At 73.0% G+C, this 19,987-nt stretch carries 16 protein-coding genes and 1 pseudogene; 7 read left to right on the top strand and 10 right to left on the bottom strand.

Annotated elements, in window-relative coordinates; all coding sequences use genetic code 11:
• Nucleotides 1-367, bottom strand: a pseudogene (locus tag FM110_RS14375) (hypothetical protein); the annotation flags it as partial.
• 147 nt (nucleotides 368-514) lie between these two features.
• On the opposite strand from FM110_RS14375, the gene argS reads away from it, so the two are divergent.
• Together argS and FM110_RS01185 are read left to right on the top strand one after the other, a co-directional pair.
• A complete protein-coding gene (gene argS, locus FM110_RS01190) occupies nucleotides 515-2,248 on the top strand; it encodes an arginine--tRNA ligase (RefSeq protein ID WP_087101885.1) in 1,734 nt (577 codons plus the stop codon).
• Between the two features lie 161 nt (nucleotides 2,249-2,409).
• Nucleotides 2,410-3,183, top strand: a complete 774-nt coding sequence (locus tag FM110_RS01185) for a lysoplasmalogenase family protein (protein ID WP_087101884.1) — start codon at nucleotides 2,410-2,412, stop codon at nucleotides 3,181-3,183.
• Nucleotides 3,184-3,196: 13 nt separating this feature from the next.
• Here the strand turns inward: FM110_RS01185 and FM110_RS01180 are convergent, their stop codons facing one another.
• Nucleotides 3,197-4,108 carry an alpha/beta hydrolase fold domain-containing protein gene (locus FM110_RS01180; protein WP_087101882.1) on the bottom strand — a complete coding sequence of 304 codons (912 nt, stop codon included), beginning with the start codon at nucleotides 4,106-4,108 and terminating at the stop codon, nucleotides 3,197-3,199.
• Between the two features lie 79 nt (nucleotides 4,109-4,187).
• Here FM110_RS01180 and mtnN point away from each other — a divergent pair, with 79 nt between their 5' ends.
• Together mtnN and FM110_RS01170 are read left to right on the top strand one after the other, a co-directional pair.
• On the top strand, nucleotides 4,188-4,946 hold the full coding sequence (mtnN, locus tag FM110_RS01175; RefSeq protein WP_087101880.1) for a 5'-methylthioadenosine/S-adenosylhomocysteine nucleosidase: 759 nt from the start codon (nucleotides 4,188-4,190) through the stop codon (nucleotides 4,944-4,946).
• 411 nt (nucleotides 4,947-5,357) lie between these two features.
• Nucleotides 5,358-7,175 carry a BCCT family transporter gene (locus FM110_RS01170; RefSeq protein WP_159457941.1) on the top strand — a complete coding sequence of 606 codons (1,818 nt, stop codon included), beginning with the start codon at nucleotides 5,358-5,360 and terminating at the stop codon, nucleotides 7,173-7,175.
• Between the two features lie 130 nt (nucleotides 7,176-7,305).
• On the opposite strand, the gene FM110_RS01165 is transcribed toward FM110_RS01170, so the two are convergent.
• Entirely contained in the window at nucleotides 7,306-9,264 is a 1,959-nt protein-coding gene (locus FM110_RS01165) for a BCCT family transporter (RefSeq protein WP_087101876.1), read from the bottom strand.
• Between the two features lie 286 nt (nucleotides 9,265-9,550).
• The gene (locus FM110_RS01160; protein WP_087101874.1) at nucleotides 9,551-10,486 is read right to left on the bottom strand and encodes an NAD(P)-dependent oxidoreductase; all 936 of its coding nucleotides are present in this window, start codon (nucleotides 10,484-10,486) and stop codon (nucleotides 9,551-9,553) included.
• Between the two features lie 187 nt (nucleotides 10,487-10,673).
• Here FM110_RS01160 and FM110_RS01155 point away from each other — a divergent pair, with 187 nt between their 5' ends.
• A complete protein-coding gene (locus tag FM110_RS01155; protein ID WP_087101872.1) occupies nucleotides 10,674-11,315 on the top strand; it encodes a hypothetical protein in 642 nt (213 codons plus the stop codon).
• A gap of 145 nt (nucleotides 11,316-11,460) precedes the next feature.
• On the opposite strand, the gene FM110_RS01150 is transcribed toward FM110_RS01155, so the two are convergent.
• On the bottom strand, nucleotides 11,461-12,300 hold the full coding sequence (locus FM110_RS01150; RefSeq protein WP_087101870.1) for a sulfurtransferase: 840 nt from the start codon (nucleotides 12,298-12,300) through the stop codon (nucleotides 11,461-11,463).
• Between the two features lie 53 nt (nucleotides 12,301-12,353).
• Between FM110_RS01150 and FM110_RS01145 the strand changes: the two genes are divergently transcribed.
• Nucleotides 12,354-13,193, top strand: a complete 840-nt coding sequence (locus tag FM110_RS01145) for an NAD(P)-dependent oxidoreductase (RefSeq protein WP_087101868.1) — start codon at nucleotides 12,354-12,356, stop codon at nucleotides 13,191-13,193.
• 439 nt (nucleotides 13,194-13,632) lie between these two features.
• Here the strand turns inward: FM110_RS01145 and FM110_RS01140 are convergent, their stop codons facing one another.
• The gene (locus FM110_RS01140) at nucleotides 13,633-15,513 is read right to left on the bottom strand and encodes an ABC transporter ATP-binding protein (protein WP_087101866.1); all 1,881 of its coding nucleotides are present in this window, start codon (nucleotides 15,511-15,513) and stop codon (nucleotides 13,633-13,635) included.
• A gap of 35 nt (nucleotides 15,514-15,548) precedes the next feature.
• Between FM110_RS01140 and FM110_RS01135 the strand changes: the two genes are divergently transcribed.
• Nucleotides 15,549-15,956: a DUF1304 domain-containing protein gene (locus FM110_RS01135; protein ID WP_087101889.1), complete on the top strand. Its 408-nt coding sequence runs from the start codon at nucleotides 15,549-15,551 to the stop codon at nucleotides 15,954-15,956.
• A gap of 13 nt (nucleotides 15,957-15,969) precedes the next feature.
• Here the strand turns inward: FM110_RS01135 and FM110_RS01130 are convergent, their stop codons facing one another.
• The 4 genes from FM110_RS01130 to FM110_RS01110 form a co-directional block, all read right to left on the bottom strand.
• Nucleotides 15,970-16,605, bottom strand: a complete 636-nt coding sequence (locus FM110_RS01130; RefSeq protein ID WP_087101865.1) for a response regulator transcription factor — start codon at nucleotides 16,603-16,605, stop codon at nucleotides 15,970-15,972.
• A complete protein-coding gene (locus FM110_RS01125) occupies nucleotides 16,602-17,849 on the bottom strand; it encodes a sensor histidine kinase (protein WP_234991822.1) in 1,248 nt (415 codons plus the stop codon). Before FM110_RS01125 ends, FM110_RS01130 begins: the two co-directional genes overlap by 4 nt.
• Nucleotides 17,850-18,138: 289 nt before the next feature.
• Nucleotides 18,139-18,957, bottom strand: a complete 819-nt coding sequence (locus FM110_RS01115) for an ABC transporter permease (protein WP_087101859.1) — start codon at nucleotides 18,955-18,957, stop codon at nucleotides 18,139-18,141.
• Between the two features lie 109 nt (nucleotides 18,958-19,066).
• Nucleotides 19,067-19,987: ABC transporter ATP-binding protein (locus FM110_RS01110; RefSeq protein WP_327230238.1), on the bottom strand; the 921-nt coding region annotated here is incomplete at its 5' end.

Raw genomic sequence — 19,987 nt, 5'->3', positions numbered from 1 at the left:
GTGCTCTCCCTGCCGTCGCGCTTCGCCGCGCTGTCCTGGTGGGACGCCGTGCGCGCGCGTAGCTGGGCGAGCCGGCCGGGGACGCGCCGCCGAGACCCGCGGTCGCCGGGTCGGCCGTCCGCGTCGGGTCGGCCGTCCGCGTCGGGTCGGCGGACGAGGCCCGTGCGTCGGCATCGGCGGAGGCGTCCGCCCCTGCGGCGGGGTCGCCGCTGGGGCCCGGGACGACGGGGATGGGCCCGGTGGGCGCGAGCGGGGAGGTGGCGCGCGCGATGTCCTCGCGCCCGGGCAGCCGATCGGTGGGCAGCGTGCCCGGATCGGCATGGAAGATCCAGTCGCTGTCGTCGCCTCGTCCGTCTCGGCCGGTCATCCGCTCCCCCCACTGCTAGGTCCTGGTCGATCCTAGGAGCCTTCGGGGCCCGGCTGGCGCTGGCGCGCCGCGCGCACGGGGCGATGCTCGGCACACCCGACCTCGCGGCGCGGTGCGCGCAGGTCGCGCCGCACTACCCTGGTGCGCATGACCGCCCCCGAGATCGCCCTCACCGCACGCTTCCAGGCCGCGTTCGTCGCCGCCTTCGGACCGGAGTTCGCCGACGCGGACCCGATCATCCGCCCGTCGCAGTTCGCCGACTTCCAGTGCAATGCGGCGATGGGGCTGGCCAAGCGCGTGGGCGCGAAGCCGCGGGACATCGCCCAGCGGATCGTCGACGCGGTCGAGCTGGACGACATCGCCGAGCCGCTCGAGGTCGCGGGGCCGGGCTTCCTGAACATCCGCCTGCGCACGGACTGGGTGGCCGCGCAGGCCGCGGAGATGGCGACGGACGAGCGCCTGGGCGTGCCCTCCCCGGCGCCGCAGCGCGTGGTCATCGACTACTCCTCGCCGAACGTGGCCAAGGAGATGCACGTGGGCCATCTGCGGACCACGGTCGTCGGCGACTCGCTCGCGCGCACGCTCGAGCACGTGGGGCACACGGTCATCCGGCAGAACCACCTGGGCGACTGGGGCACGCCGTTCGGGATGCTCATCGAGCACCTACTGGACGTGGGCGAGGACTCCGCCGAGGCGGCGCTGCTGGCCACGGACCCCAACGCCTTCTACCAGGCGGCGCGCACGAAGTTCGACGAGGACGCGGCCTTCGCGACCCGCGCCCGGGCCCGCGTGGCGACCCTGCAGGCCGGCGACGCGGACACCCTGGCGATCTGGTCGCGCCTGGTGGACATGTCCAAGGGCTACTTCCACCGGATCTACGACGCGCTGGGCGTGACGCTCACGGACGCGGATCTCGCGGGCGAGTCGACGTACAACGACGCCCTGCCCGGCGTGTGCGCCGACCTGGAGGCGACGGGGCAGGCGCGCGTCTCCGACGGCGCCCTGTGCGTGTTCCCCGCGGGCTTCACGGGCCGCGACGAGCAGCCGCTGCCGCTGATCATCCGCAAGTCCGACGGCGGCTACGGCTACGCGACGACGGACTTCGCGGCGATCCGCCGCCGGGTCGACGAGCTGCATGCCGACCGCATCGCCTACGTGGTGGGCACGGCCCAGGAGCTGCATTTCCAGATGGTGTTCGCCGCCGCGCGGGAGGCCGGCTGGCTGCCCGAGGACGTCGAGGCGGTGCACGTGAAGATCGGGTCGGTCCTGGGCGAGGACGGCAAGATCCTGCGCACCCGCTCGGGCGCCTCGCTGCGCCTGATGGAGCTGCTGGACGATGCGGTGGCCAAGGCCCGAGGCGTGATCGACGAGCTGCAGCCGGAGCTGCCGGAGGACGAGCGCGCCGAGATCGCCCGGCAGATCGGCATCGGCTCGGTCAAGTACGCGGACCTGTCCACCGCACACGACAGCGACTACGTGTTCGACATGGACCGGATGCTCGCGCTGACGGGCAACACGGCCCCGTACCTGCAGTACGCGGTGGCGCGCATCCGGTCGATCGGCCGCCGCGCCGCCGAGCAGGGCCTGGTCCCGGCCGAGGCGCCGCGGGTGGTGGATCCGGCGGAGCGGGCGCTGGCGCTGCAGCTGCTGGAGTTCGGGCCGATGGTCGAGACGACGGCGCGCACGCTCGAGCCGCACCGCATCGCCGCGTACCTGTTCGCGACGGCGCAGGCGTTCACCGGCTTCTACGAGGCCTGCCCGATCCTCAAGGAGGCCGACGACGAGGTCCGCGCGGGCCGTCTGGCGCTCGCGGCGCTCACCGAGCGGGTGCTCGTGCAGGGCCTGGACCTGCTGGGCGTCGAGGCGCCGACCCGCATGTGACACGGGCGCCCGCTCGCATGTGACACGGGCCCCGGCCCGCATGTGACACGGGCCCCCGCCCTCGGGCAGACGCGCCCGCGTCTGAACCGTGACCGAACCGTGGCCGACCACGAGGTGACTTCGTCTATCGGCGGCCAGCATCCGGCCCGTACGCTGGCCGTATGGGGGAGATCAGCACGCCGAAGGCGCCGGTGCATCCGGTGGCCGGGCTCAGCGTCCCGCCTCCCCCGCGCACGCTGATCGGCATCGTCGCGTGGGTCGGCTTCGGCCTGTTCGCCGCCGCGAACCTCTACGGCCTCCTGGCCGAGCAGACGGGCCTGTGCCGCATCGCCCAGCCGCTGGCCGCGACCTTCCTGCTCCTCGCCTTCGTCGCCTCCATCCGCACCTGGAGCACGACGACCGTCCTGGCGACCATCGGCGTCGCCCTCGCCTGGGTCGGTGACACCCTGCCCCCGCATCTGCCGCTGGACAGCCGCCTGGGCTCGGCGCTCGCCTTCGGCCTGGCGATGATCGCATATGCGGCGGCGCTGCGGCCCCTCTGGCTGCAGGTGCGCGACAGCCTGCGCATGCTCATGGCGGTGCCGTACGCGGGGGTGGTGATCGGCCTGTACATCGCGTGCTTCGACGGGGCGGGCGACCTCGCCGTCCCGGTGCTCCTGTACGCGGTGGCCCTCGCGGCGATGGCCTTCCTCGCCGCCGGGGTGAACTCCCTGACCTGGGTGGGCGGCACCCTGTTCCTGCTGTCGAGCTCGGTGCTCGGCATGAGCTGGTTCCTCAGCGGCGCCTGGGTGCCCCATCACGAGGTGTGGATCATGGCCAGCTACTTCCTGGGCCACGCCTTCCTGCTCGTCGGCATCCTCCGCGCCGCCCCGCGGGCGCCCGATGCCTCCGCGCTGCCCGCATCCGGCGGGGCTACGCTCGTCATCGCCGACTGACGATCGGCGTCCGTCAGGCGCCCTGCAGCACCTCGCGGAGGAAGTCGGTCTGCTCGTCGAGCATCCGCTTCATGTCCTCGCCGCGGCGCAGGCGCACGAGCGATCCGATGCGTCCGGCGATCTCGCGGTAGCGCAGGTCCACGTCCTGCTCGCTCAGGCGCGCCTTGAGCACGCGCGCGTCGGTGAGGAACACGTCCTTCGTGCCGGCGGTCAGGTGCAGGGGCCCGAGAACGGAGAGGTCGGCGTTGATGGGCGACAGGTCGGGATCCCCCAGCGGCGTGCGGCCTGCGTACGAGGCGGCGGCCGCATCCAGCATGCGGTGCTCGTGGTAGGGGTCGCGCTGACCGGTCTCCTGGATGCGGGCGTTGTCGTTGGCGAGGTCCAGCCACGGCGCCATGACGATCACACCCGCGGGCGCGGGGGCGTCCACGGCCCCCTCGGCCAGTCGCCGCGCCACCGTGAGGGCGAGCCCGCCACCGGCGTTCTGGCCGCTGAGGACCCAGCGCCCGTCGAGCAGGCCACCGGCGGCCAGCGCCCGCAGCACGGCCTCGATGTCGTCGAGGGCGACGGGGTGCTGGTGGTCGGGGGCGAAGCGGTAGTCGACCATGAGACCGGCGCAGTCGAGCGCGTCAGCCCGGCCGGACAACCACTCCCAGTCCCCCATGAACGGGCCGGAGACGTAGGCGCCGCCGTGGAGGTGGACGATCACGCCGCGGTCGGCCTTGTGGCGATCCAGCCAGACGCAGCGCGTGCGGTCGATCATCTCGAGATCGATCGCGTGGGCCTTCTGGACGCCGCCCGGGGGCAGGGGCCGACGTGCCTCGCGCAGGGCGTGCGTGTAGACGGCGGGGGGGACGGGGGTGCGGTAGACGGCGCGGGCCCCCACGGTCGCGGCCTCGCGCACTTCGCTGCGGATCCTGCCCATGTCCTGCTCCTCACGCCGCTGCCGGGATCGCGGCCACTGTAGCGCGGGGGCATCGGAGCGAGCTGACTACGCTGGCGCCATGCCCTCTGACGCGCCCTCCGCCGTGCCCTCCGCCGTACCCTCCACCCTGCCGCTCTCCGCCGCCCCCGTGCTCGTCCTCGCCGCCATGGCGGAGGAGGCCGGCCCGCTCGTCGCCCGCCTCGACGACGCCCGCGAGCTCCCCACCCCGTTCCCGGGGGCCGAGCGTCCCGTGACCGCGGTGCGCGGCGCGCTCGCCGGACGCGAGACGATCGTGGTGACCTGCGGGATCGGCATCGCGGCGGCGACGGCGGCGACGACCTGGGGCGTGCTCGCGCACGCGCCCGCCGCGGTGATCAGCGCGGGCTCCGCCGGCGGACTGGCCGCCGATATTGAGGTGGGCACCCTCGTGGTGGGCGAGGCCTTCCGCTACTCGATCGCGGATGCGACCGCCTTCGGGTACGCGGCCGGGCAGGTGCCGGGCCAGCCGGAGGCCTTCGCCGCAGATCCCGCGCTGCTCTCGCTCGCCCGGGAGGCGGCGGGCCCGGGGGCGCGCGTCGGCGAGATGCTGTCGGGCGATGCGTTCGTGACCGCTCCCCTGGCCGCCCCGATGCGCGAGCGCTTCCCGCAGGCGCTGACAGCCGACATGGAGACCACGGCGATCGTCCAGACCTGCACCGCCCTCGGCGTCCCCGTCGCGGTGCTGCGCGCGGTCTCCGACCTGTGCGGGCCTGCGGCAGATCAGCAGTTCCATCTCGAGATCGAGGTGGCCGCCGAGACCTCAGCCGCGGCGGTGGAGCGGCTCATCGCCGCGCTCTGATCCCGCGGGGGCGCACGCCTGACCCCGCGGGGCCGCGCGACGCGGCCCACGTGGCGCCACCGGAGAGGACGATCGGGATTGTTCGGGCGTCCGCATGCAGATCGGGCGCGCGCGTCTCGATATATGGACTGTTAGTCCATATTGCAGACGCGGTTTCGACTCCTCCACCCGGCTCCCCCTACCGTGCAAGAAGTCCTTCCCGTCTGGGCGCACCCTGCCCGGGCGGCGCGCCGCTCCCCCAGCGCCGCGAGCACGCAGCGTCGACGATGCCCCGCGCCCGTCGAGCACCTGCCGTCCGGTCGCCCGTGAACGCAGTCCCTCGAGCCCCTGCGGCTCGGGACCGGATGGCCCCGTCCCCGCCCAGCGGGGCCGCTGCGTCAGCACCCAGCACGAGCGATCCGAAAGGGATGCATGACCTCCTCACCCAGCACCGTGTCCGCCGAGAGCGCACCGCCCGGCGACCCCGCACCCACGTCCGCGTCCTCCGGGCGCCACCAGTACGGGCTGTCCAAGCCCGTCTTCTTCGTCAGCGGCGGCATCGTCCTCGTGGCCGTCGCCCTCGCCCTCCTCCTGCCCGACGCGTTCAACGCCTTCATCGGCTTCGTCAACACGGCCGTGGTCCAGGGCATCGGCTGGTACTACGTCCTCATCGTCACGCTGTTCGTCGGCTTCGGCCTGTTCGTCGCCCTCTCCCGCCTGGGCGAGGTGCGCCTGGGCCGCGACGACGAGGAGCCCGAGTACGGCCTGTTCTCCTGGTTCTCGATGCTCTTCGCCGCCGGCATGGGCATCGGCCTGGTGTTCTGGGGCGCCGCCGAGCCGCTGAGCTTCTTCGCCGGCGAGGGCACCATCCCGCCCACCATCACGGGCCTGCCCGAGCAGGAGCGCGCACAGGCCGCCATGGGCCAGACCTTCCTGCACTGGGGCCTGCACGCCTGGGGCATCTACGTCATCGTCGGCCTCGCCGTCGCCTACGCGACCCACCGCCGCGGCCGCCCCATCTCGATCCGCTGGGCCCTCGAGCCCGTGCTGGGACGCCGCACCGACACCTGGATCGGCGACGTCATCGACATCACCGCCGTCGTCGGCACCCTCTTCGGCGTCGCCACCTCGCTCGGCTTCGGCGTCAACCAGATCTTCGCCGGCCTCCAGCACATCGGCGTCATCCCCGAGGGCATGGAGTGGCTGAAGGTCGTATTCGTCGTGGTGATCACGGCGCTCGCGACGCTGTCCGCCGCCTCCGGCGTCGACAAGGGCATCAAGATGCTGCCCAACGCGAACATGGCGCTGGCCGCCCTGCTCATGGTGGCGATCCTGATCCTCGGGCCCACCCTGTTCCTGCTGCGCGACGTCGTCGCGGGCATCGGCTACTACATCGCCAACTTCATCCAGCTGTCGTTCCAGACCATGCCGTTCTTCGGCTCCCAGGGCGCCGAGTGGCTCAACGGCTGGACCGTGAACTACTGGGGCTGGTGGATCTCCTGGTCGCCGTTCGTGGGCGTGTTCATCGCCCGCATCTCGCGCGGCCGCACCGTGCGCGAGTTCATCGTCGGCGTGCTCCTGGTCCCGACCCTCGTGACCATCCTGTGGTTCACGATCATGGGCGGCACCGCGATCTCGCAGATGGTGCTGCGCGGGCTCGACCTGCGCCAGGACGACGGCACGATCGACCCGAACGTGGCCCTCTTCGACATGTTCGCGAACCTGCCCGGCGGCCCCGTCCTCTCGGGCTTGGCGATCCTGCTGGTGACGATCTTCTTCATCACCTCGGCGGACTCCGGCGCGTTCGTGGTCGCCATGATCGCCCACCGCGGCGATCCGCACCCCCCGCGGATCACCCGCATCTTCTGGGCCAGCGCCTCGGGCGTGATCGCCGCGGCCCTGATCGGCGTCGGCATCATGACGGGCGGCGACGCCTCCGGCATGACGGCACTGCAGGCGCTCACCCTGCTGGCCGCCGCACCGTTCTCGCTGGTGATGCTCGGGATGATGCACTCGACGTACCGCTCGCTGTCGCGGGAGGTGCGGGTCATGGAGCGCCTCGAGCTCAAGCTGCGCCAGCGCGAGTTCATCGAGGAGTTCGGGGACGACTTCACCGACCGCGTCCACGACCAAGTCATGACGACCCTGGACGAGACCGGCGCGATCCCGGTCGTCGACCCCGGGGAGGACGGCGCTGGCGGCGCGAAGGGCCGCCCTGGCCGTCGACGCTCCCTCAAGCGCCGCCGTTGAACCGGCACTGCTCGGCCCAGCGGGGCTGAGCGAGGAGCGATGACAGCGACGAGCCCCGGCCGGAACGGATCCGGTCGGGGCTCGTCGGCGTCTGCGGGCGCTGGCCGGCAGACGGGGCCAGCAGGCAGCGTCAGCGGGCTGTGTCAACGGGTGGGCCGTCGGCCCCCGCTCCCGCCGACCGCGAGCGACCCTCGCCCGCTTGCGGATCATCGGGGTCGCCACTGGGCTCGACGCCGTCCGGCTCGGCGAGCTGGGGCTCGACACCCTCCGCGGAGAGGTCCTCCGATGCCTCACGGCCGGGTGCATGCCCGTCGAGCGCAGCGAGCTCCGCCTCGTCGACCTGCGCGAGGACGGGAAGCGCACCGGTGCGCGTGTGCAGGCGGAACACTTCGCCGTCGTACATCTCGACGGCGTCGCTCACCGACTCCACGAGCACCTTATTCGCGAGCCGATGGCGGATCACCAGCGGATCCCGCGAGAGGTCCTTCCACAGCGAGACGCACAGCAGCAGCATCACGAAGAGGAACGGCAGCGACGAGGCGATCGTGATGTTCTTCAGTCCGTTGAGGGCCGCCGACGGGTCGTGCCCTCCGGCCAGCAGCATGATCGCCGCGACGGCGCCCACCGCGCCGCCCCAGAACACGATCAGCCACTTCTTCGGCTCCTCGACGCCGTTCTCCGACAGCCCGCCCATGACGATCGAGGCGGAATCGGCACCGGTCACGAAGAAGATCGCGATGAGGATGACGGCCACGACGATCAGGATCAGGTGCACGGCGCTCGGGACCGGCAGCAGGCGCAGCAGGTCGAACAGCACGGTGTCGAAGCCGATCTCGTCCGCCGAGGCCGCGAGCATCCTCGCCGTGTCCCCCGCCGCCTCGGCACGCTGCTGCAGGCCGATGGCCGCGCCGCCGAAGATGCTGAACCAGATCACCGACACGGCGGACGGCACGAGCAGCACGCCGACGACGAACTGGCGGATGGTGCGCCCGCGCGAGATGCGGGCGATGAACAGGCCCACGAAGGGGGCCCAGGAGATCCACCACGCCCAGTAGAAGATGGTCCAGCCGGACAGCCAGGAAGCCATGTCATCGGCCCCGTTGGCCGCCGTACGGGACGCCATCGTCGGCAGCTGCTCGACGAAGGCGCCGACGCCCGAGGGGATGATGTTCAGGATGAACAGGGTGGGGCCGCCGATGAACACGATCACCGCGAGCAGCAGGCCCAGCACCATGTTGATGTTCGACAGCGCCTGGATGCCCTTCTCGATGCCGGACACCGCGGAGGCGACGAAGGCGGCGGTGAGGATCGCAATGATCACCACGAGCACCGGGCTCGTGACCTCGGACATGAGGCCGCTGGACTCGATGCCGCCGCCGATCTGCAGGGCTCCGAGGCCCAGCGAGCAGGCAGAGCCGAACAGCGTCGCGAGGATGGCCAGGATGTTGATGATCTTCCCGCCGATGCTGTAGGTGACGCGCTCGCCGAAGAGGCCGGCGAACAGGGCGGAGAACAGCTGGGAGCGTCCCAGGCGGAAAGTGCCGTAGGCGATGCCGAGGCCGACGATCGCGAAGTTCGCCCACGGGTAGATGGTCCAGTGGAAGTGGGTCTGGCTCATCGCGATCGCCGCCGCGCCCGGATCACCGGCCTCGACCGTACCCGGCGGGGGCGACATGTAGAAGAAGAGCGGCTCGCCGACACCGTAGAAGATGAGGCCGATGCCCATGCCGGTCGCGAACATCATCGCGATCCACGAGCTGGTCCTGAACTCCGGGGCCTCGCCGTCCTTGCCGAGCGGGATGTCGCCGAAGCGGCTCGCGGCCACGACGATCACGAAGACCGTGAACACCGTCGCGGCGCAGACGTAGAGCCAGCCGAAGTCGTCCATGGTGGCACCGAGGAGGTTCGATGCGGCCTCGCCGATGCCCTCCGGGGAGATCACGCCCCAGGCGACGAAGGCGATGGCGATCGCGGCGGCGACGCCGAAGACGACGCCGTCGATCCCTCGGCGCACCGGGATCTGCCCCCGGGTCGCGGCGGTGGACGCATCGAGCTTGTCGATGAGGTCCTTGGTCTCTGCAGTGCTCATGGGCCACCTCGGTCCGGGGAGGGTCTGGGCATCTCGCCTGCGGAAGGCGGGATCGGACATCTTCGTCGGATCCCCCGCAGATTGGCGTGACCCTACTCACATCACCGGGCTCATGGGAAGGGTTTGTTCGCGCTTGGAGCATCTGTTGCGAATAGCGCATCCACAAGAGGGTGTTCCGAGGGGACGGTACGAGGGTGGCCGGCCGTCCCCGGGGCCGCGCGAGGGGCCGCGCGAGGGTGCGCGCGAGGGGCCGCGCACCCCGCGCCCGCGTCCTCGAGACGTCCGCTCAGGCCTCCGTCGCGGGCGGGGCGCCGTCGAGGTCCCGCAGGGCCTCCTCGATGCGCGCGGCCGCGCCGACGGGCCGACCGCCGGCGGCGTGCGGGGTGATGATCAGCCGCGGCGCCGACCACAGCGGGTCGCCCTCGGGCAGCGGCTCGGGATCGGTGACGTCCAGGGCCGCGCCGCCGATGGTCCCGGCCTCGAGGGCCGCCCGCAGCGCGTCCTGGTCCAGGGTCGCCCCGCGGCCGACGTTGACCACCAGCGCGTGATCGGGCAGCGCGGCGAGCACTGCGGCGTCGACGGCGTGACGGGTCTGCTCGGTCGCCGGGAGGATGTCGATGAGCACGTCGGTGTCCGGAAGGGCGGACGGGACGTCCTCGGTGGCGATCACCTCGAAGCCGCCGCGCTCGCCGGCGGTGCGGGCGGCGCCGCGCACCTGCGCGCCCAGCGCCGCGAGGATCGGGGCGAGGGTGCGGCCGATGTCGCCGAAGCCCCAGATCAGCACGCGCGCGCCGAGCAGCGTCGTGAGCTGGCCCTCCGGGTGCAGCTCGCGCAGGCCGCCCAGATGGGAGGCCCACTGACCGCGGTGCTGGGCCTCGAGGGACTCCGGCAGGGAGCGGACGAGCGCGAGCAGCAGGCCGATCGTGTGCTCGGTGACCGTCGGCGAGTGCAGGCCCGCACCGCTGCGGATCTCCACGTCGTCGCGGAAGCCCGCCGCGAGGATCCCCTCGATCCCGGCGGCGAGGGACTGCACGAGGCGCAGTCGAGGCAGATCGCGCGCGGCGGAGGCCAGGTGCGCGCGCGAGGCCCCCCAGACCACGAGCAGCTCGGCATCGCGGTGCTCGGCGGGGATCTCGGCGCGGGCATCGATCACGGCCGCCTCCCACCCCGCGGGAAGGGCGGGCGTGTCGGTCAGGGTGTCGGGCAGCAGGATCTTCCTCATGCGGGCAGGCTATCGCCGGTTTTCCGGACCCTGCCGGTCCTCTGGAGCCTGCCGGTCCCCCGGAGCCTGCCGGTCCTCTGGAGCCTGCCGGTCCCCCAGCCGCTGCCGGACCTCCGGCGGCTGTCGTCTCTCCGGCGGCTGTCGTCTCTCCGGCGGCCGTCGTCACTCCGGCGGCTACCGTGGAGCCATGGAAGCACCGCTGCCGCCCCGCAACCCCGACCGCGCCGACGGGCGCGACGACGCCCGCGCCGAGGGGCTCGATGATGACGCCCGCACTCCGAGCCCCCTGGCCGTCTCGGTCCTCGCCCTGCTCGCGGAGGCGCCCGCGACCCAGGCGGCACTGCGCGAGCAGCTGACCTCGCGGCGCCAGGACCGCCTGGTGGCGTGGGACGAGGATGCCCTGGGCGAGGCCGTCGCCGAGGTCCGGGGCCACGGCTGGGCGACCGGTGCGACCGCGCTCGAGCTCACCGAGGCCGGTCACGACGCGCTCATCGCCTGGACGGCCGCCGCGCTCGCCGCGCACGACCCCGAGCGCCCGGCCTTCGACCTCGCGCTGCTGACCGCCCCGGCCGTCTCCCCCGACATCGCCCGTGCCGCCCTCACCCGCCGCCTGGCCGCGCTCGACGCCGCCACCGGGGAGCTCACCACGCGCATCCGCACCGCCGCACGGCGCGGCCTGTCGGAGGCGTACGGCCTGCAGGCCGACTACCGCCGCGCGCTGCTCATGGCCGAGTTCCGCTGGCTGTCGCGCCTGCTCGAGCGCATGGACTCCGGCGAGCTCTCGTGGACCGCGGGCGAGGCCCCGACGACGACCCCCGAGGGGGCCTGACGCCAGGACGACGCCCCGGGACCGCTCAAACCGTCGCCCCCGGGACCGCTCAAGCCGTCGCCCCCGGGACCGCTCAGGGCATCGGCCCCGGGACCGCTCAAGCCGTCGGCCCCGGGACCGGTCAGGGCATCGGCGCCGGGACCGGTCAGGGCATCGGCCCCGTCGCGACCGCGCGCGACGGGTCAGCGCTCCACTGCGACCAGGAGCCGGGCAGGAGGCGTCCGCGGATCCCTGCGAGCTCGAGGGCCAGCAGGTCGTGCGTCGCGGTGACCCCCGAGCCGCAGTAGACGATCACGTCGGAGCCGTCGACCGGCACGCCCGCCGCGGCGAAGCGTCGGCGCAGGTCCGCGGCGGCCAGGAAGCGGCCGTCGGCATCGACATTCCCGGAGTACGGCACGCTGATCGCGCCCGGGATGTGCCCCGCGCGCGGGTCGATCGGCTCCGTCTCGCCGCGGTAGCGCTCGGCGGCGCGGGCATCGATCACGGTGGAGGGACCGTCGGCGGCCTCGTCGGGCTGGGCGATCACGTCTGCGCCCCAGGGGCGCGGGGTGAAGGAGCCGGGCTCCGGGCGCACATCATCGGTCTCGAGCGCTCCGCCGCTCGCGGTCCAGGCGCGCAGGCCGCCGTCGAGCAGCGCGGCCTCCCGGCCGAGCGCCCGCAGCATCCACACCAGGCGCGAGGCCTGCGATCCGTCGGCGTCGTCATAGGCGATGACGATGTCGCCGTCGGAGATCCCCGCGCGCTCCATCCCCCGGGCGAAGGCCTCCGGATCCGGTAGGGGATGGCGGCCCCGCTCAGGGCTCGGGGCCGCGGCGAGGTCCGCGCCCAGATCCACGTAGACGGCGCCGGGGAGGTGCCCGGCCAGGTAGGTGCCGCGCCCCTTCGAGCCGTCGAGCGCCCAGCGGATGTCGACCAGGCGCGCACCGTCCGGAACGGTGCGGACGACAGGGGCGATGACGGGGCGCGGGCGCTCGACGGTGCTCATGCCGGACAGGGTACGAGCAGAGGACGACAAGCGAGACCGGGCACACTGGAGCCATGAAGATCGCATTCCTGGGAACCGGACGGATGGGCACCGAGCTGGCCCTGCACCTGCTCGCCGACCACGAGGTGGTGGCGTGGAACCGCACCGTTGAGCGCACGCAGCGCCTCGTCGAGGCCGGGGCGCGCACGACGGAGACCGCGCAGGAGGCCGTCGACGGAGCCGAGCTGGTGATCACCGCCCTGTTCGGGCCCGACGCCGTGCGCGAGACCGTGATCCAGCCGGGCCTGATCGACGAGGGCGTCCCGTGGCTCGACACCACCACCGTCTCCCCCGCCGACGCCGAGGAGTTCGCGAGCGTCGTCCCCACGTACATCGCCGCGCCGGTGGTCGGGACGCTCGGTCCCGCGCGTGCGGGGAAGCTCGGCGTCTACGTCGGCACGCCCGATGAGGAGCTGCGCGCACTGGGCCTGCGCATCGCCGCGCCGTGGGCTGATCCCGAGCGCCTGCGCGGCGTCGACTCCGCCGCGAAGGCCGCGGCGGCGAAGCTGCTGGCGAACCTCGCGCTCGCCGTGAGCGCCGAGGGACTGCGCGAGGCCCTCGACCTGGGCGAGGCCTGCGGGATCGACCCGGCCGAGACTCTCGACCTGCTCGGCTCGACGGGTCTGGCGTTCATCGCGGGCATGAAGGGACCGTTCGTGCGCGGCGAGCGGGACACCGCCGGCGGCGACTTCACCGTCGACGCGATCGCGAAGGATGCGCGTCTGATGCTCGCGACCTCCGAGCGCGACCTGCCCGCCGTCCGCGCGGCCCTCGGCTCCCTCGAGGGCCAGCAGGAGGCCGGGCGCGGCGAGCACGACTTCTCGGCGATCCTCCGCCCCGACGCCCGGGGCTGACGCGGCGCCGGGGCAGCCGCAGCACTCGAAGGGACGCAGCACCGGGGTGGCCGCCATGCGCCTCTCCACGGGCTCGGCGCAAAGATGGGCGTCAGGGAGCCGGTGACCCGCATATATGCAGGCGACCGGCTCTCTGACGCCCATCTTTGTCGCGCCGGTTCCGAGAGTGCCTGTCACAGCGCCCGGGCAGCACCGCCGCCGCCCGCCCCCGGCCAGCTCGCGGAGTCGAAGCAGTCCCGTGATGACGTGCACCGCGGGTCAGCCAGGGCGCCGAAGCAGCCGGTGATGAGGTGCGCCGCGGTCAGCCAGTTCCCCGAAACAGCCGGTGGGGTCGTACGCCGCGGTCAGCTCGTGCCGTCGAAGCAGTCGGCGCGACGAGCCCCGACCAGCCCGTGAGGTCGAGCCATCCCGTCATACCGACTCAGCCGGCGACACCGACTCAGCCCGTGATGTCGAACTTCGCGAGCGCCTTCTTCTCCCCCGAGTCCTGCAGGGCGAGCAGCTGGGCGTAGATCCCGCCGGACGCGGCGAGCTCGGCGGGGGTGCCGATCTCGTCGATGCGGCCGTCCTCGAGGGTGACGATCCGGTCCACGCCCGCGATGGTCGAGAGCCGGTGGGCGATGATCAGCGAGGTGCGCCCGGCCATGAGCTCGTCGAGCCCGGCCTGCACGTTGCGCTCGGCCTTGGTGTCCAGGGCGCTCGTGGCCTCGTCGAGCACCAGGATCGGGGCGTCCTTGAGGATCGCGCGGGCCACGGCGATGCGCTGGCGCTGCCCGCCCGACAGGCGCAGGCCGCGCTCGCCGATCACGGTCGCGTACCCGTCGGGGAAGCGCTCGATGAAGCGGTCGGCGTTGGCGCGCCGGGCGGCGTCGCGGATCTGCTCGGGCGTCGCCCCGGGGCGGCCGTAGGCGATGTTCTCCTCGATGGTGCCGGAGAACAGCGAGGCGTCCTGGAAGACGACACCGATGCCGCGCCGCAGCGTCTCCAGCGGCAGCTCGGTGACGTCGTGCCCGGCGACGCGGACGCTTCCAGAGCCGACGGGGAACAGCCCCAGCAGCAGGTTCACGATGGTGGATTTGCCGCCGCCGGACTCCCCGACCAGAGCCACCTTCTCGCCGCGAGCCACGTCGAAGGTGATCGCGTGGAGCACGTCCTCGCCGTGCTCGTAGGCGAAGGTGACGTCCTCGAAGGCGATGGCGGGCTCCCCCGCGACGGGGGCGAGGGCGGCGCGGGCGGCCTCGGCGTCGGCGGGCACGTGCTCGACATCGCGCACCGCAGCACCGCTCGCCTCGGTCTCGACGACCGTGCCGGAGGCGGGGTCGACGGCCACCAGGCGGCGGTCGTCGGTGGGGGTCTCCAGGACGCGGAAGTAGTCGCGGGACCCGGCGATCGCGTGCTGGGCGGAGTCGATGACCCAGCTCATCGACTGCACGGGCTGGCGGGCCATGCCCATCAGCTGGATCAGCAGCACCATCTCCCCGAGGGTGAAGCGCCCGGAGACGGTGTGCAGGAAGATGATGAGGTAGATCCCGAAGAAGACGAGGTTCAGGGCGGCCCGGCGCAGCACGTCCATGCCGTGCCAGTGCGTGGCCTGGGCGCGCGTGGTCGCGTCGGTGGCGCGGAAGCGGCGGGTGAACAGCTCGAGCTCGCCGCGCTCGCGCACGAAGGACTTCACCACCCGGATCTGCCCGATGACCTCGGCGAAGCGTCCGCCGGCGAGGTCGATCTCGGTGTTCTTCTCCCCCTCGAGGCGCTGCCACTTCTTCGAGGTCAGCGCGGTGAGCCAGATGTAGATCGGGAAGATGACCAGCAGCAGGGCGGCGAGCGGCCACGCGTACCAGGCGGAGATCACGAGCACCGCCAGGGTGGTCAGCAGCATCGACGCGAACGAGTTCGACATCGTCTTGGCGAAGTTCGTGACCTCGGTGATCGAGCGGTTCAGGCGCGAGACGATCGTGCCGGTGAGCTCGACGTCGAACCAGCGCTGGGGCAGGTTCAGGAGCTTCTCGAAGTAGCGGACCGACAGGATGGTGCGCATCCGGTTGGCCATGACGTCGCCGTACCAGCCGCCGACGTTCGCGATGACGGTGGAGCCGAGCTCGGCGGCGAGCATCGCCAGGGCCAGCCACAGCACGGTCGTGGTGGCGCTCGGCACGGTGATGTCGCCCGCGACCGCCTGGGTCACGGTGTCGGTGGCGCGTCCGATGATGAACGGCACCGCGAGACCGGTCGCGGCGGTCAGGATCGAGCACGCGATGATCACGAGGTAGAGCGGCCAGAGGTCACGTGTGAAACGTACGATGCGCAGGAGGGACGACACCCCTCCAGGGTATGGGCGCGGGGCAGACTGGGCCCATGCTCAGCTCTGTCGCTCTCGTCACCGGACTCGCCCTCGCGGCCCTCGCCGCCGCCCTGCATGTGTTCATCTTCTGGATGGAGTCGGTCGCGTGGGACGGCCCCGCGGCGCGGCGCACCTTCGGTCCCGCGACGGATGCGGAGGTCGAGCTCACGCGGCCGCTCGCCTACAACCAGGGCTTCTACAACCTGTTCCTCGCGATCGCCGCGGGCCTGGGCGTGCTCCTCGTGGCCCTCGGGCATCGCGCCGTCGGTGCGACGCTGGTGCTGGCGGGCGTCGTGTCGATGCTGGCCGCGGCGATCGTCCTGTTCACGGCGTTCCCCGACAAGCGCGCGGCGGCGATCAAGCAGGGCACGCTGCCGCTGCTGGCGACGGCGCTCGTCACGATCGGCCTGCTGGCCTCCTGACGCGGGGCGTCCCTTACAGCCACCCCGCGTCGGTGGCGGCGCGGACGGCCTCGGCGCGGTTGGTGACGCCCAGCTTGCCGATCGCGCTCGAGACGTGGTTGCGCACGGTGCCCTCGGACAGGAACACGCGGGCGGCGATGTCCGCCGTCGAGCCGCCGCGGGACGCCGCCCGCAGCACCTCCGCCTCCTTCGCCGTGAGCGGGTTGGGGCCGCTCGCGAGCGACTGGGCGGCGAGCTCGGGATCCACGACGCGCAGGCCCTGGTGGACGCGGCGGATCGCGTCGACCAGCTGCTCGACCGGCGCGTCCTTGACCATGAACCCGCTGGCCCCGGTCTCCAGGGTGCGGCGCAGGTAGCCGGCGCGACCGAAGGTGGTCAGCACGATGATCCGCACGCCCATCCCGGCGAGCGCGGAGGCGACCTCGAGGCCGTCGGCCGGCGTGCCGGGGGCGTCGGAGCCGGCGGGCATCTGCACGTCCAGCAGCAGCACGTCGGGGCGGTGCTCGGCGACGGCGGCGACGGTGCCGGCGCAGGTCTCGGCCTCGGCGACCACCTCGATGTCGTGCTCGAGGCCCAGCAGGGCGGCCAGCCCACGGCGGAGGATCGCCTGGTCGTCGGCCAGGGCCACGCGGATCGGGTGGGCGGTCATCTCTCGTCTCCTTCGACAGCCTGCGCCGGGGCGACCCCGGTCCGATCTCGGGCGGCCTCGGCAGCAGGCCCGCGGTCGGGTGCCGTGCCGACCATCACCACCTTGTGCTCGGCACCGGCAGGACCGCCATCGGGCAGCTCGGCCCGCAGCACGGTGCCGCCGTCGGGACCGGGGCCGACCACGAGGGTTCCACCGGCCTCCTCGAGGCGGCTCTGCAGACCGGCCAGGCCCGTGCGCGCAGCGCCGCGGGGGAGCCCCACGCCGTCATCGGCGACGGTCGCGGAGCACTCGTCCAGCGTGATCGTGCAGCGCGTCGCCCGGGAGTGGCGCACCACGTTGGTGATGCCCTCGCGGATCGCGTAGCCCAGGAGCTCGGCGCGGTCGTCGGGCAGGGCGGGCAGGGTCACCGGCGCGTCGACCTCGATCCCGGCGGCGATCAGCACGCTGCGTGCGCTCGCGATCTCGGTCGCCGCGCGCACCTGCTGCATGCCGCTGGCGGTCGCGCGCACATCGGCCAGGGACTGGCGGGAGATCCGCTCGATCTCGGCGAGCTGCTCGCGGGCCGCCGCAGGGTCGGCCTCGAGGAGGCGCTGGGCGAGCTGCGCGGAGACCGTGATCGTGGTCAGCGAATGCCCCAGGATGTCGTGGAGGTCGCGGCCGATGCGCTCGCGCTCCGCCGCGACGGCGAGGACCGCGCTGCGCTGCTCGGCGCGCTCGACCCGCCCCTCGAGGATGGAGCGCTGGATGCCGAAGGCGATGGACAGCGCGAAGATGACCCCGCCGATCGCGAGGAAGACCGCGAACTGCTCGCCGACGATGAAGCCCCAGGCCAGGCCGATCATCCCGAGCACGGGGACGACCACGCGGCTGGTCGTCCACGGCAGCAGGACCCCGTGGACGATCACGACGTACATGACCATGAAGACGACGTCCTGGCCGATGAACAGGCCCAGCACGATCAGGTCGAGCCAGATCAGGGCGAGCCAGGTCAGGCGGATGCGCCGCGAGTACGCGCGGACCCCGGGCGTGGCCAGGTAGAGGGCCCCGAAGACGAGAGAGGCGACCGTCGTGCCCAGCGCCCGCGGCACGGTGTAGCTCTGCCAGGCCGGGACGATCATGAACAGCAGGAAGATGAGGCCCGTGGCCGTGGGCCAGAACGCCCCGGTCTCCTGCGCGACCTGGAGCAGGCCGCGCAGCCCGAACGGCGGGAGCCCGTCGGCCCCGTCGCTGCTGACCTCCTGCACGCGACGGCGGGGCCGCCGCGGCGGGCGTTCGCAGGACGATGTCGCATCGCCGGACCTCATCGTGCCCCTCCCCCGTTCGCCGTGCGCTCTGCTGCCCCGACGCGTGCCGCCGTCGTGCGCGCCGAGTCCTCCGGGCGCAGGACGGACGCGGACGGTCCGACACGGCCGGGCGCATCGGCATCGATCGTCGTGCCCTGCTGATTCTCGCAGGCGGCCCCGACGATCGAGCACGCGTCCGGGATCTCGCCTGCGCCGCCCGTCCGTCGGGGCGCGGAGGACTCCGCGATCATCAGCGCTGAGAGGTGCGGGCGGCCCGGCGGAACAGGAACGAGGCGAGCATTGCGAGGCCCAGCGACCACAGGCCCAGCACCACCAGGCCCCGCAGCGGCAGATCGCCGCCGAAGGCCGCCCACGTGCCCAGGAGGCTGATCGCCCGCGTGGGCGTCCAGTCCGCGACGCCCTGCAGCCACGCGGGGAAGAAGTCGTAGGGGAACCAGAGGCCGCCGACGAGCGCGAGCACCATCAGCACGATCGTCGAGGCGCCCTGGACCGCGTTGACGGGAAGCACGAGCGCGACCACCAGGCCCAGGATGATCATCGGCAGCAGCGCCGCCCACAGCACCGCGATCACGAGGGCGGCGCGGCCGAGGGACAGGTCCACCCCGCCGATCGTGAGGCCCACGCCGACCACCACCAGCAGGGCCGGGAGGATCACCGCCATGCCGGCAACGATCTTGCCGACGACGAAGCCGCGCGGGTCCAGCCCGGCGACGGTGAGCTGGCGCAGCCAGCCGCTCATGCGCTCGGTCTGCAGCAGGGCTCCGGCGCTCAGCGCACCGCCGAGGGAGCCGTAGGCCGCCATGTTCGTCATGATCGCGACGCCCGCGGCGCCTTCGGCCTCCGCGCCGTAGATCGTGTTGAACATGAGGAACATGGCCGTGGGCAGGGCGACGGTGAAGAACATGAAGGCGCCGTTGCGGAGGGTCACGCCGGTGTTGGCGAGCGCGTAGCGCGCGGCGCGGCGGGCAGGGGACGTGACGGGCCGGGCGGCGGGGATGGGCGTGCGGGCGCGAGAAGCGCTGGGGGCGGGGGCGGTGGCAGTGGTCATGGGGATCAGGTCTCCTGGGGTTGTGAGGCGGTGGGTCGAAAGGCGGTGATGATGCGCGGTGGGTCGGCCCGGTTCACGTGGCTGAGGCGGTGAAGCCGATCAGCCGCGTTCAGGCCGTTGCGCGGTCGTGGGACGTGAGGCGGACGAAGGCGTCCTCGAGGCTCGGCGCCGCGACGGCCACGTCGTGCACCTCGCCGCGGGTGGCCGGGCCGTCAGGCGCGAACAGGGCCGCGAGGACGGCGTCGGAGTCGGTCACGGCCAGGCGTACGCGCCCGTCCTCCAGCACCACCGCCTCGGTGACGCCGGGGAGGTCGCCGAGGGCGTCGGCCGATCCGGCGAGGGTGATGGTGCGCCCGCCGAGCGCGGCCTTGATCTCCTCGCCCGTGCCGTCGGCGACGATGCGCCCGTCGGCCAGGACCACGATGCGCCCGGCCTGCTGATCGGCCTCCTCGAGGTAGTGGGTGGCGAAGACGATGGTGCGGCCCTCCGCGGCGACGTGGCGCATGCGCTCCCAGAACGCGCGGCGGGTCTCGACGTCCATCGCGACGGTCGGCTCGTCCAGCAGGATCAGGTCCGGGTCCGGGAGGAGCGCAAGGGCGAAGCGCACCCGCTGGGCCTCGCCGCCGGACAGGCGCGAGGTGGACTTGCGCAGCAGGTGGGCGACGTCGGCGCGCTCGATCACCTCGGCCACGGGCAGCGGGTGGGCGCAGACCCCGGCGACCAGGTTCAGCATGGTGCCCACGGGGACGTCGGCCAGCAGGCGGCCGTTCTGGAGCATCGCCCCGACCAGGCCGTTCTCGGTCGCGCGGTGCGGATCGGTGCCGCAGACGCGGACCGTGCCGGCGTCGGGCGCGGTCAGGCCCAGGATCATCTCGGTGGTGGTGGACTTCCCGGCGCCGTTGGGGCCCAGCAGCGCGAGGATCTGGCCGCGCGGGACGGTGAGGTCGATGCCGTCGACGGCGGTCTGGGCGCCGAAGCGCTTGGTGAGGCCGACGAGCTCGATGGCGGGCGCGGCAGCGGGGGCGACGGG

The organism is Brachybacterium nesterenkovii, assembly GCF_900163655.1.
In the GTDB taxonomy this organism is placed as follows: Bacteria; Actinomycetota; Actinomycetes; order Actinomycetales; family Dermabacteraceae; genus Brachybacterium; species Brachybacterium nesterenkovii.
Note: the sequence above shows the minus strand (reverse complement) of the source record. Positions and strands in the feature narration are given on the sequence as shown.